This is a genomic window from Prevotella sp. HMSC077E09, assembly GCF_001814685.1.
GTDB classification, from domain to species: domain Bacteria; phylum Bacteroidota; class Bacteroidia; order Bacteroidales; family Bacteroidaceae; genus Prevotella; species Prevotella oris.
On the sequence record NZ_KV817575.1, the window covers coordinates 1 to 13,687 of the forward strand.

The 13,687-nt window shown below is 45.5% G+C and carries 10 protein-coding genes; 6 read left to right on the plus strand and 4 right to left on the minus strand.

The genetic code is table 11. The annotated features are described in order from the left end of the window. Positions 1 to 948: 948 nt before the first annotated feature. From HMPREF2983_RS08900 to HMPREF2983_RS08915, 4 genes are read left to right on the plus strand one after another with little or no spacing between them, the layout of a single operon-like run. Positions 949 to 1,698, plus strand: a complete 750-nt coding sequence (locus tag HMPREF2983_RS08900) for a polyprenol monophosphomannose synthase (protein ID WP_070667793.1) — start codon at positions 949 to 951, stop codon at positions 1,696 to 1,698. A gap of 35 nt (positions 1,699 to 1,733) precedes the next feature. Beyond that, a complete protein-coding gene (gene mfd / locus HMPREF2983_RS08905; protein ID WP_083316783.1) occupies positions 1,734 to 5,153 on the plus strand; it encodes a transcription-repair coupling factor in 3,420 nt (1,139 codons plus the stop codon). Positions 5,154 to 5,200: 47 nt separating this feature from the next. Continuing rightward, entirely contained in the window at positions 5,201 to 6,799 is a 1,599-nt protein-coding gene (locus tag HMPREF2983_RS08910) for a capsule assembly Wzi family protein (protein ID WP_070667831.1), read from the plus strand. Further along, complete coding sequence (locus HMPREF2983_RS08915) at positions 6,796 to 7,227, plus strand: lipocalin-like domain-containing protein (protein ID WP_070667795.1); 432 nt, start codon at positions 6,796 to 6,798, stop codon at positions 7,225 to 7,227. Before HMPREF2983_RS08910 ends, HMPREF2983_RS08915 begins: the two co-directional genes overlap by 4 nt. A gap of 101 nt (positions 7,228 to 7,328) precedes the next feature. Here the strand turns inward: HMPREF2983_RS08915 and HMPREF2983_RS08920 are convergent, their stop codons facing one another. The 4 genes from HMPREF2983_RS08920 to HMPREF2983_RS08940 all read right to left on the minus strand — a co-directional run bounded on the left by HMPREF2983_RS08920 (position 7,329) and on the right by HMPREF2983_RS08940 (position 10,571). Beyond that, complete coding sequence (locus tag HMPREF2983_RS08920) at positions 7,329 to 7,958, minus strand: sugar transferase (RefSeq protein WP_070667796.1); 630 nt, start codon at positions 7,956 to 7,958, stop codon at positions 7,329 to 7,331. 56 nt (positions 7,959 to 8,014) lie between these two features. Continuing rightward, complete coding sequence (locus HMPREF2983_RS08925) at positions 8,015 to 8,827, minus strand: glycosyltransferase (RefSeq protein WP_070667797.1); 813 nt, start codon at positions 8,825 to 8,827, stop codon at positions 8,015 to 8,017. A gap of 583 nt (positions 8,828 to 9,410) precedes the next feature. Beyond that, positions 9,411 to 9,878: a preQ(1) synthase gene (queF, locus tag HMPREF2983_RS08935; protein WP_018919487.1), complete on the minus strand. Its 468-nt coding sequence runs from the start codon at positions 9,876 to 9,878 to the stop codon at positions 9,411 to 9,413. 3 nt (positions 9,879 to 9,881) lie between these two features. Further along, positions 9,882 to 10,571: a queuosine precursor transporter gene (locus HMPREF2983_RS08940; RefSeq protein ID WP_210400376.1), complete on the minus strand. Its 690-nt coding sequence runs from the start codon at positions 10,569 to 10,571 to the stop codon at positions 9,882 to 9,884. 346 nt (positions 10,572 to 10,917) lie between these two features. Here HMPREF2983_RS08940 and lysS point away from each other — a divergent pair, with 346 nt between their 5' ends. Both lysS and HMPREF2983_RS08950 read left to right on the plus strand, forming a co-directional pair. Further along, positions 10,918 to 12,657, plus strand: a complete 1,740-nt coding sequence (gene lysS / locus HMPREF2983_RS08945) for a lysine--tRNA ligase (protein ID WP_070667800.1) — start codon at positions 10,918 to 10,920, stop codon at positions 12,655 to 12,657. Beyond that, positions 12,650 to 13,645: an NAD(P)H-dependent glycerol-3-phosphate dehydrogenase gene (locus HMPREF2983_RS08950; RefSeq protein WP_070667801.1), complete on the plus strand. Its 996-nt coding sequence runs from the start codon at positions 12,650 to 12,652 to the stop codon at positions 13,643 to 13,645. Before lysS ends, HMPREF2983_RS08950 begins: the two co-directional genes overlap by 8 nt. Positions 13,646 to 13,687: the final 42 nt, after the last annotated feature.

The window sequence follows — 13,687 nt, forward strand, 5'->3', positions numbered from 1 at the left end:
GAGACTGTCGCATTTACTAATTTAAACTGCATATTCTGAGCACACCAAATAGAAATCGAAGCTGATAAAAATTCATGTTTTATTCTGTTTTCTGTCTCGTTATCTTCTCATTCTTAGCTTCTTTACATGCGTTTTGCCTCATATCAGCTTCCCATTTGCATCAAGTCACCGTGCATTCTGCATCAGAATAAACGGTAATATGACGCAAGTTACAGGCTGTTTTGACGCTAATTGCAAAATAATCTGACTGGAAAAATGCCTTTTCTCCATTCATTTCGCGTAACACTTTGACAACCAACAACTTATCAATAAGGCTGAAAACTCACGTATTTTCGACCGCAACGCTTTCGTTTTTCAGCACGCCCCTTCCTGTGAAAGCATTTGTAAAAGAATTTAATAGATACCCACCCCCAACCCCTCCCCAAGGGAGGGGAGTGCTTACTTGCGTAACCTCCCCCGGCCTCTCCCAAGGAGGGGAGTGCTAACTTGCGTAACCTCCCCCGGCCCCTCCTAAGGAGGGGAGTGCTTACTTGCGTAACCTCCCCCTACCCCTCCCAAGGAGGGGAGAGCTAACTTGCGTAACCTCCCCCGACCCCTCCCAAGGAGGGGGGAGCTAACTTGCGTAACCTCCCCTGCCCCTCCCAAGGAGGGGAGTGCTAACTTGCAGAGCCTCCCCCAGCCCCTCCCAAGGAGAGGAGAGCTAACTTGCGTAACCTCCCACTGCCCCTCCCAAGGAGGGGAGAGCCTATTTGCGGGGAAGTAGGTAGGTATTCACATTATAATTATGCATTATGAATTGTGCATTATGAATTAAAACAATTCAACATTAGCCCCGTTCTGTGGCTTTTTAAGCCACAGCAACTATCCTTTTGCATTCTTTTTCCAATTCGAAAGCATAAAATTCAATTATTTTATGTAAGTTTGCAAGATATAAAAACGAACATCGCTATGCATGAAAGTGATTCTATTGTGATAATTCCTACTTACAATGAGAAGGAGAATATCGAGAAGATTATACGTGCCGTTTTCGGCCTGGAAAAGTGTTTTCACATCCTCGTTATTGATGATGGAAGTCCTGACGGCACCGCATCTATCGTGCATCGACTGATAGAAAGCGAGTTCGATAACCGTCTTTTTATCATTGAGCGCAAGGGAAAATTAGGACTTGGCACGGCATATATCACCGGTTTCAAATGGGCTTTGGCTCACGGCTACGATTATATCACCGAGATGGATGCCGATTTCAGTCACGACCCTAACGACCTTCCGCGACTCTATGCGGCTACACATGACGAGGGTTTCGACGTTGCCATTGGCTCAAGATATGTCAGTGGAGTGAACGTTGTGAACTGGCCTATCGGCCGTGTACTGATGAGTTACTTCGCTTCCAAATATGTACGTATTGTCACAGGCTTTAAGGTTCACGACACCACGGCAGGCTTTGTGTGCTACAAACGCCGCGTTCTTGAAACGCTTCCTTTAGACGAAGTGCGCTTCAAAGGCTATGGTTTCCAGATTGAAATGAAGTACACTGCCCATAAGATTGGCTTCAAAATCAAGGAGGTTCCTGTGGTTTTCGTCAATCGTCGAGAGGGGACAAGCAAGATGAGTGGCGGCATTTTTGGCGAGGCTTTCTTTGGAGTGATGCGCCTTCGGCTTGACGGTTGGTTTCGTAAATACCCTAAAATCAAGGCTTAGGTTTGGATATTAAAGACATCAGACAGCTCTATGCAATGGCTCCCCAAACGGGAGCGTTGCTCAAATTACTACAGGACAAGCAAGGCGGTAACATCTTTTTACAAGGTCAGCAGGCCTCAGCAACGCCGCTGTTGTTTGCATCTGTGGCCGAGAAAACCGTACAAACGTTTCTCTTTGTGCTTCAAGATGCCGATGAAGCCGGCTATTTCTATCACGACCTCACACAGGTAATGGGCACGGAGAACGTGTTGTTCTTCCCGTCAAGCTATAAGCGTTCGGTCAAGTATGGGCAGCGAGACAGCGCCAATGAAATACTGAGAACCGAGGTCTTGGCAAAGGTTTCGGCCCGCGATGTCAAAGCCCATGAAGCATTGTTCATCGTTTCTTATCCCGAAGCTTTGGCCGAATTGGTGGTTTCCAAGAAGCATCTGGATGAACGTCGGCTGTCCTTAAAGACCGGACAACAGCAGATAGATATCACCGATGTGGCCCATACGCTGCGCGATTATGGCTTCCAAGAGGTTGATTATGTATATGAACCGGGGCAGTTTGCCGTGCGTGGAAGCATCCTCGATGTCTATTCGTTTAGTTGTGAATACCCCTACCGTATTGACTTTTTCGGCCGTGAAATCGACACGATCCGCACCTTTGAAGTGCAAGATCAGTTATCGAAAGACAAGCAGAGCGATATAGAAATCGTGCCCGAATTGGCCACGTCAGCCACCGAAAAGATTTCTTTTCTGAAGTTTCTGCCGTCAGATACCGTGCTTGTTGCAAAAGACTTTGCCTACATCCACGATGTTATTGAGCACGTATATGCTGTAGGTTTCTCCAGACAAGCCGTCACAGAGCGACTTGAAGGGGCCACGGAAATGGAACAGAAGCAGATAATGAGCGAACTCAACAAGGAGAAATCGCTCATTACGCCCTATCAGTTTACAGAAGATGCCACAACATTTCGCAGGATAGAATTTGGCATGAATGCCGGCAAAACGGGGGTAATAGCTACGCAGAAAGCCAAGAAATATGATATCTTGAAATTCAAGATTACACCTCAACCCCTGTTCCATAAGAACTTCGACCTATTGGTTGACACTTTCGAAGACTATATCCTAAAGGGCTACAAGCTTTATATTCTGGCCGACAGTGACAAGCAAACCCAGCGTTTGAAAGACATCTTCGCCGACATGGACTCGCAGAAAGCGCGGTCAATCGCATTCGAACCGGTCAACAGAACACTGCATGAAGGCTTTACCGACGATGCTCTGAAGCTTTGTTTCTTTACCGATCATCAGATATTTGACCGCTACCATAAGTACAATCTCAAAAGCGACGGCGCCCGAGCAGGCAAGATGGCGCTCACAATGAAGGAACTTCAGGAGATGGAACCAGGCGACTTCATTGTTCATGTGGACTTCGGTATCGGCAAATTTGGCGGACTTGTGCGCGTTCCTGCAGACAACAGCTATCAGGAAATGATACGCATCATCTACCAACATAACGACAAAGTAGATGTCAGCATCCATTCACTTTACAAGATAAGTAAGTACCGTCGGGCGGATACAGGCGAGCCTCCACGCCTCAGTACGCTTGGAACAGGAGCGTGGGATAGGCTGAAAGAGAAAACCAAGAAACGCATTAAGGACATTGCCCGCGACCTCATTAAGCTCTATGCACAGCGCCGTCATGAGAAAGGTTATGCCTTCAGCGGTGACAGTTACCTGCAACATGAACTTGAAGCAAGTTTTCTTTACGAGGATACTCCCGACCAAAGCAAGGCAACTCAAGATGTTAAAGCCGACATGGAGAGTCAAAGACCGATGGATCGGCTTGTTTGTGGCGACGTGGGTTTCGGCAAAACAGAGGTTGCAGTGCGTGCAGCTTTCAAGGCTGCATGCGATAGTAAGCAGGTCGCTGTACTCGTTCCGACCACTGTCTTGGCTTATCAGCACTATCAAACTTTTAAGAATCGCCTGAAAGGTATGCCTGTTCGGGTGGATTATCTCTCACGGGCAAGGTCGGCGAAGCAGACAAAACAGGTGTTGACTGACCTTGAAGACGGCAAGATTGATATATTAATCGGCACACATAAGCTACTCGGTAAGTCGGTGAAATGGCACGACTTGGGACTTCTCATCATTGATGAAGAACAGAAATTCGGCGTCTCTACGAAAGAGAAACTGCGCAAGATGAAGACCAATGTCGATACACTGACGATGTCTGCAACCCCTATTCCGCGCACATTGCAGTTCTCTTTAATGGGTGCCCGCGATATGAGTATCATCCGAACTCCGCCACCTAACCGCTATCCTATACACACAGAACTGGCTACTTTCAGTCATGAAGTGATTGCAGATGCCATTAATTTCGAGATGAGTCGCAACGGGCAGGTCTATTTTGTGCATGACCGCATCAACGGATTACAGGAGATTGCCAACCTCATCCATAAGTATGTGCCCGATTGTCGGGTAGCCATTGGCCACGGACAAATGCCACCTGACAAACTTGAAAAAGTACTCATGGGCTTCATGAACTATGACTATGACGTGCTTCTCTCTACGACTATCGTTGAAAACGGTATTGATATCAGCAATGCCAACACCATGATTATCAACGATGCCCACCGATTTGGGCTCAGCGATCTGCACCAAATGCGAGGCCGTGTGGGGCGAAGTAACCGCAAAGCCTTTTGCTATTTGCTCGCACCTCCTAAGACTTCGCTTACTCCCGAGGCCCGACGTAGACTCGAAGCTCTTGAGAATTTCTCTGAATTAGGTAGCGGTTTCGACCTTGCCATGCAGGATCTTGACATACGAGGTGCAGGGAATTTGCTCGGCGCAGAGCAGAGTGGATTCATGGAAGACTTAGGATATGAGACCTATCAGAAGATACTTAGCCAAGCCGTTACAGAGCTTAAGAACGATGAGTTCCATGAGCTCTATGCCGAACAGATAGCACAAGGCAAGGACATCAGTGGCGATGAATTCGTTGAAGACTGTGCCATTGAGAGCGATCTCGAAATGTATTTCCCCGACAACTACGTGCCGGGAAGCAGCGAACGTATGTTGCTTTATCGCGAATTGGACAACATCAACAATGACAACGACCTTGAGACCTACCGTCAACGGTTGGTGGATCGCTTCGGCGAAGTGCCTCATGAAGCACTCGAACTGATGCAAGTGGTGCCGCTTCGCAGGTTGGGCAAGCGCCTTGGTTGTGAGAAAATCATGCTCCGGCAGGGCAAGATGAACATGCAGTTTGTGGCTAATCCCGACAGTGCTTATTATCAAAGCAAGACCTTTTCTGCCGTCATCAACTACGTAGGTAACCATCCACGGCAGTGCGACTTCAAGCAAGTGGGCACACGAAGACTGTTGACCGTCAGCCAGATTCCAACAGTTGAGGCCGCCGTAAACGTGCTTCGGGCTATGCTCGACGGCCTTTCTGCATGCTAACTATTAAGGGCTTGGGCTGTATTTTGAATTTCAAACGATTTCCATATATGACAAAAAACATAAGAACAGCAGTCACAATGGGACTTTTCCTGTTGGCTTCGACACCGCTACTTGCACTCAATCATCAGACAGACAGTGTCGGGAAACGCGACCTTACCCAAGAGCTTAGCTACCAACTGACATGGCAAGAGAGCCTGTCTAAAGGCAAAACGCCACTTTGGTTAGCTGCCAATCGCTATGGATTAAGTTCACTCAAGCATACAAACGGTTATCTCCGAGCATCCTTGATGCGCCCCTTGCAACGCGATTCTGCACGTCGCTGGGGCTTCGGATACGGCATAGATTTGGCTCTTCCCAATGGTTTCACGAGCCAATTTGTTGTTCAACAGGCCTTTGTTGAAGCCCGGTGGCTGCATGGTGTGCTGACTATCGGGGCCAAAGAACAGCCGATAGAGCTGAAAGATAACATGCTTTCATCGGGTTCACAGACATTCGGTATCAACGCAAGGCCTATTCCCCAAGTACGCATTGCACTGCCCGAATACTGGATTTTGCCTTTCACGAAGAGTTGGTTGCGACTGAAAGGGCATATCGCCTACGGCAAACCGACGGATGATGCATGGCAACGCAGCTTCACGGAAAAGCAAAACCGCTATACGGAAGGAACATTCTATCACAGCAAAGCAGGCTATCTGATGATTGGAAATCCCGAGCGAAACTTCCCCTTTTCTGTTGAATTAGGTCTTGAAATGGCATGCCAATTCGGTGGGAAATCATATCTCCGAGACGGCAATCGAATGAAGGAAACCAAGAGCAGCAACAGTCTTCGCTCGTTCTGGAATGCCTTTTTCCCAGGCGGAACAGATGTAACCGACGGCAATTTCATCAATGCCGAGGGCAACCAAGTAGGCAGTTGGGTAGCCCGTCTGAACTATGACAACGCGAAATGGGGCTTGAGTTTCTATGCCGATCAATACTTTGAAGACAACTCTGAGATGATACATATCAATAAAAACGGCTGGGGAAAGGGCGCCGACAAGCATCGGCACGTGAAATCGAAATACTTCGCTTATGACTTCAAAGACTGGATGCTGGGGGCTGAACTGCGACTGAAACAGACACCATGGCTAAGGAAAATGGTTGTCGAATACCTCTACACGAAGTATCAGGGAGGCCCTGTTTACCACGACCACACGGCAAATATCAACGAACATATATGCGGGCGGGACAGCTACTACAATCATTATCTCTTCACAGGTTGGCAACATTGGGGCATGGTGATGGGCAATCCGCTCTACATGTCGCCGCTTTATAACACCGATGGAACGATAGAAGTGAAGAACAATCGCTTCATTGCATGGCACTTAGGGGCTGAAGGTAGACTTTCCGAAGGCCTGAATTATCGTCTTTTGGCTACCTATCAAAAAGGGTTTGGCACTTATTATGAATTCTATTCCGACCCACGAAAGAACTTCAGTCTGCTTCTTGAGGCCGGCTATACATGCCCCAAAAGTTCGCGATTTGCTGATTGGAGCGTGAAAGGAGCCTTTGGATTAGACCGTGGAAAGCTGTATGGCAACAACACCGGTCTGCAGTTCACAATCACTAAATCAGGTGTTCTAAACTTCAAACGCACAAGAAAATGAAAAAGATAACATTCCTATTTGCAGCCCTTCTGCTGCTTACAAGCTGTGAAATCGAGTTCTCCAATAACGGCAAACTTGATGGGTTCTGGCAGATGATAGCCGTAGACACGCTTGCAACCCAACATACATCAGACTTGAAAACAAGTGGAAGAACCTGGGCTTTTCAAGGTCGTTTGCTCGAAATGAGAGATACAAAAGGAGGATATTCTGACCTCTATTTCAGTTTTGAACATCGTGGAGACAGCCTCTTTCTCGACTCACCTTATCTGTCAGACCGCGACGCTGACGACATTAAAATCACGGATGTCAATATTGTAAGGCCCTATGGAGTGAATGGCTTGAAGGAAGGATTTGAAATCGAAAGCCTGTCAAACAATAAGTTGATCTTGCGTTCGAAGACGTTGAGATTGATGTTGAGAAAGATTTAATCCGAGGGCTTTCTATTTTCCTTTGTATCTTGCGTAACGCCCTTTCCTAAGGCACAATATGAAGTCTGAAGACAGGAGTTCAAACAGCAAAAGGCCTTTTTTCAGAACTTTTTCCCAAAAGAAATGCGCAGAAAAGTAAGGGAAAGGATGCGCAAATCAAGCCACCAACTGCGGTGTTCCAAATAGTATAAATCCATTTGAAGACGCATAAGCATCTTTTCCATGGTATCAGTATAGCCGTTATATAGGGTCGCATAGCTTGTAACTCCAGGCCTGATTTGATATAAACAGCGATAACGCGGATCTTCTTTCATAATCTTGTCAATATAGAATTGACGCTCGGGGCGTGGTCCTACGAATGCCATGTCGCCCTTAACCACATTCCATAGCTGTGGAAGTTCATCCAAATGACGCTGCCGTAAGAACTTTCCTATCTTGGTAAGTCGCTTGTCATGAGAATGATTGGAAAGGGCCGGGCCATTATGTTCCGCATTGACAGTCATGCTTCTGAACTTGTAAATCGTGAAAGGTCGACCGAAACGGCCTATGCGTTCCTGTTTGAAAATAGCAGGTCCACCGTCTTCCCGCTTGATGGCTACATAGCAAAACAAAAACAGGGGAGAGAAAATGACGATACAAACTAAGGCTACGAACAAATCAATCAAACGCTTGGTTTCGCGTTCAAATGCATTCATCCCATCAAGTATATAACCGTTGTCTAATATTGTCATGAGTAGTTTTGGTCTGTTTCTTCTTATATTATAAGAACGCAAAAAGAACAACTTTGTTATTTTCTTATCCTTAAAATATAAATGAATTTACGCAGTCTGTTGGGTAAAAGCCTGACAGTAAGCCTGATAATAACGTTTTGAAGAAAAGCGGACAGACTGATAAAACCACATTGATAGAGTCGTTTTTGAAATCTGCTTTCGGCTTTTATATAGTGAACTCCACCGCGCCGACGGAATGCTTCATAGGAAAGTCTGAACCACAGCAGGCTCTCTTGAATGTTATAGAAGCTGACTCCATGCTGCAAAGCCCGCACCCAAAGGTCGTAATCTTCAAAGAGTGGGAAGTCATGATAACTGTCAACAGCCTCAATAACAGCCTTGCGAAACATCACGGTGGGATGATTCATGGGGTTGCGGTATCGGGCAAAATGCAGGATTTCCTGATGTGTTTCAGGGACTTTTCTCGTAGAAATAATATTTTCTTTCGTACCCAGAAACTCATCAATCCAACTTCCCACAACATCTATTTCCTTATGCGTTCTCAGGATTTCGAGTTGCTTTTCAAAGCGCCGGGGCTTGCAAATGTCATCACTATCCATGCGTGCCACAATGGGATAATGACATTCTTTTAATCCATGATTCAGGGCAAGTCCGAGTCCAACGTTACGTGGCAGGACAACGCTTACCGTTGCTGCAAATCGAGTCTTAAAAGCCTCAATGACCGCATAAAGCTCATCGGTCAGCGGTCCGTCTTCAACGATAACCACTTCTGTGGGCAGCAAAGTCTGCTCCAACAAGCTTTCAAGTGCCTGCTCAAGATATTGCGGTTTTTCACGCTGATATACTGATATGAGAACAGAAAATGCCATAAACAACTGATTACAAGCTGCAAAGTTACACATTTTTTCCGAGCAATCAGAATGGCATATTGATTTTCTTCCACTCCCCACTCCTATCTCTTGAAAAAATCAAACAAAAGCCTTTATAAGGCTAACGTATTTGAAAATGAAAACACTTTCGGTCGAAATAAGCGCTGTATTCTTTGAGTTGGCAAGCTGTTGACAGTCAAGTCATTACACAATTTCAAACAAATTATGAAATAAAAAACGCTATTTTCCACACCTATTTCACGTCAAAACAGCTTGCAATCAGCGTCAAATGAGCGCGTGTTCTACGTCATAACAGCATGCCATCTGCGTCATATGGCAAGGTAACTTGACGCAAATGGGAAAACCAACGCCTACAAAAAGCGAAATCATCTCAAGGAATTTGCCTTTCAAAGAGATTATTTTCGCTTTCCCTTTTCTATTTACCCCTGTTACAAGACCCCTTTTTTCTCGTAAAAAAAGCAACAAAAAAGCAACATGATACTCTTGCATCATGCTGCTTTCCTCATTCATATCGGGTGCACATAAGCACTGAATTCTGCTAAAATCTCAGCTTATAAAGTTCTTAAAGTGATTGCGGGAGTCCCTGCATCAGCTTTTCTTCGGCCAGCTTTTCATACTTTGTGCCCGGCTTACCATAGTTGGCATAAGGGTAAATGCTGATGCCTCCACGTGGCGTGAAGAGGCCAATCACCTCGATATATTTCGGTTGCATGAGCTTGATCAAGTCTTTCATGATGATGTTGACACAGTCTTCATGGAAGTCACCATGATTGCGGAAGCTGAACAGATAGAGTTTAAGACTCTTGCTTTCAACCATTTTCTCGCCCGGAATATAACTGATACGGATCTCTGCAAAGTCGGGTTGTCCGGTGATAGGACACAGAGAAGTGAACTCAGGACAATTGAACCTGACCCAGTAGTCATTCTCCGGATGCTTGTTGTTGAACGTTTCCAACACTTCGGGAGCATAGTCCATACGGTATTTTGTCTTGGCTCCCAAGGCCTGAAGGCCTTCATCTTTTCTTTCCATTACTTACAGATTAAATATTTTCAACACGTTATAACTGATGCCGTTATCATAGACATCCTCGCCTTCATGACGCTTCAAATAACCTACAATGCATATCGTCAAAGGCAAAACGATAATTTCATAACCCGTCTTGAGCACCACCTGCCACAACATCAGCTTAGGCAATTCCAGCGCAGGAACTACACCTCCAAGGGCCAAAGGGAAGAAGATGAGTGAGTCGGCAGACTCTCCGAAGACCGTACTCAATATGGCACGCGCCGAGAAATGGCGTCCATTGTCGAGTAGTTTCATCTTGCTCATCACGTAAGCATTGATAAAACTGCCCACAAGGAAGGCCACAAACGAAGCTGCTGCAATGCGTGGAGCAAGACCGAAAATGGCATGAAAGCCCGCTTCATTATTCCAATAAGGTGCTCCCGGAATAGCATCACAAAGCGCACCAAGGGCAACAAAGAAGAAGTTCATGGCGAAACCGACCCATATGAGCAGTCGGGCTTTCTGATAACCCCACACTTCACACACGCAATCATTGATGATGTAAGACACTGGGAACACGATTAATCCACCGGTAAGACTAATCTTTCCAACAGATATCTGCTTTGTTTCGAGTACGTTTGCCGTAATCAGACAAACGCAGAAGAGTATGCTGAAAAGCATGAACAGCACACTGACTTGGTTCTTTTCTTTTGTCATTTCTTGTTTTTTACGAGGTTTATCAAGCACTCGGTTCATTTGAATTCGGGTGCAAAGATAATAAAAAAAGTGGAATGAGAAGTGTGGAATGAGGAATTAATGTAATGAAGAAAGGGAAATGGGGAGCAGGGAATGAGAGACTAAAGTTTGTGACATGAAAGAAGAATTAATACTGTTTCATTCTTTTATCTGTTGAAAATCCAATCTTTATCTCATTCGGAAGACTATGAAGAAACGGTTGAAACATCATACAGATTGAACCATAAAAAACAATAAAAGAGGTGGGTATTCAGAATAATTTATTAACTTTGCATAATCAAAGTAATGTATATATTCGAACATAAAGATGAACGTTTTAGAGCTTAGTGAACAGGAGATCATTCGCAGACAGTGTCTCCAGGAACTGCGTGACATGGGGATTAATCCCTATCCTGCAGCAGAATATCCTACAAACGCATACTCAACCGATATCAAGGATGAGTTTAATGATGACGAAAAACAACGCGAGGTAGTGATTGCCGGCCGTATGATGAGCCGCCGAATCATGGGTAAAGCCAGCTTCGCTGAACTTCAGGATAGCAAAGGCCGCATACAAGTTTACATCTCACGTGACGATATTTGTCCTGATGAGAATAAGGACTTATACAATAAAGTGTTTAAGAAACTGCTCGATATCGGCGATATTATCGGCGTAAAAGGCTTCGTTTTCAGAACCCAGACAGGCGAGATCAGTGTGCATGCCAAGGAGATTACACTCCTCAGCAAGAGCCTGAAACCGCTGCCAATCGTTAAATATAAGGATGGTGTTGCCTACGATAAGTTTGATGATCCAGAGCTTCGTGCCCGTCAACGCTACGTGGATTTGATTGTCAACGACGGCGTAAAGGAAACTTTTCTCAAGCGTGCTACCATCTTACGCACCATGCGTAACTTCTTCGATGAACACGGATATACCGAAGTGGAGACGCCAACGCTGCAGAGTATTGCAGGGGGTGCGAGTGCACGCCCATTCATCACGCACTTCAATGCGCTTAACATTGACATGTATATGCGTATTGCCACCGAGCTATATCTGAAGAGATTAATCGTCGGCGGCTTTGAAGGTGTATATGAAATCGGCAAGAACTTCCGCAACGAAGGTATGGACAAGTTCCACAATCCGGAGTTTACCTGCATGGAACTCTACGTGCAATACAAGGATTATAACTGGATGATGAATTTCACCGAGCAGCTTCTTGAAACCATTTGTAAGGCTGTCAACAACGGCAGTACAGAGGTGAAGAATGGTGAAAACACGGTTTCTTTCAAAGCACCTTACCGTCGTTTGCCTATACTTGAGGCCATTAAGGAAAAGACCGGCTTTGATCTTGCAGGGAAGAATGAGGATGAAATCCGCACGATTGCTACCGTAGACCTGAAGATGGAGGGTATAGATGAGACCTTTGGTAAAGGTAAACTCATTGATGAAATCTTTGGAGAGTTCTGCGAAGGCACCTTTATTCAGCCGACATTCATTACAGATTACCCTGTAGAAATGAGTCCGTTGACCAAGATGCACCGTTCAAAACCAGGCTTGACCGAACGTTTTGAGCTTATGGTGAACGGCAAAGAGCTTGCCAATGCCTATTCCGAGTTGAACGATCCTATCGATCAGGAAGAACGCTTCAAGGAACAGATGAAGTTGGCTGACAAGGGAGATGACGAGGCAATGATTATCGACCAAGACTTCTTGCGCGCCCTACAATACGGCATGGCTCCAACATCCGGTATTGGAATTGGTATTGACCGACTCTGCATGTTGATGACAGGCAAGGAGTTCATTCAGGAAGTTTTGCTCTTCCCACAGATGAAACCGGAAGCCAAGATGCCACAAAGCAGCATCAAGGAATGGGCAGAATTAGGCGTTGAAGAGGATTGGGTCTACGTGCTTCGCAAGGCTGGTTTCAACCTCATCAGCGACATCAAGGACGAGAAAGCACAGGGATTGCAACAGAAACTCGGTGAAATCAACAAGAAATACAAGTTGGGTTACGAGAAACCCTCTGTTGAACAAATTCAGAATTGGATAGACCAAGCAAATGCATAACTGCGGAAAGATAGCCATTATAGGCGGTGGTTCGTGGGCCACGGCACTTGCCAAATTAGTTGTGAAGCATGAACATCACATCGGTTGGTATATGCGTCGTGACGACAGAATAGCCGAGTTCAAGCGATTGGGGCATAATCCGGCCTATCTGCAAGCGGCACATTTCGACATCAACGAAATTGAGTTTTCGAGCGACCTCAACCATATCGTGTGCGAATATGACACACTTGTGCTCGTAACCCCGTCGCCTTACCTGAAGAACCACCTACAGAAGCTCACGGTTCCATTGTACAATAAGTTCATTGTCAGTGCTATAAAAGGCATTGTTCCCGATGAAAACCTTGTGGTATCAGAATACTTTCACCAGGTTTGGAATGTTCCATACGAGAACATTGCGTGTGTAAGTGGCCCTTCACATGCCGAGGAAGTGGCACTTGAACGCCTCTCCTATCTGACCATTGGCTGTGCCGATATGGAAAAAGCTCAGGCTTTTGCCAATGTCATCTCTACCGAATTCATCAAGACAGAGACTTCAATGGACATCGTTGGCATTGAATATGCAGGCGTATTAAAGAATGTTTATGCCATTGCAGCAGGCATTTGCCACGGCCTTAAGTATGGAGATAACTTCCAAGCTGTATTCCTTTCCAACGCCATTCAGGAGATGAACCGCTTTCTTACAGCGGTTTATCCCGCACAACGCAATATCAGTGACAGTGTCTATTTAGGCGACTTGCTTGTTACCGGCTACAGTAATTTCAGCCGTAACCGTACATTCGGCATGATGATTGGCAAAGGATATTCGGTGAAAAGTGCACAGATTGAAATGGAAATGATTGCAGAAGGCTACTTCGGAACAAAGTGTATGAAGGAAATCAATGGTCATGTTGGTGTGAATATGCCTATACTTGATGCCGTCTACAGCATCTTATACGAGCATAATACGCCACAGAAAGTCATCCAAACATTAACAGATAATTTTAGATAGTCAATGATCTTGTACAATCTATAAGGTCAGGATAATAACAAA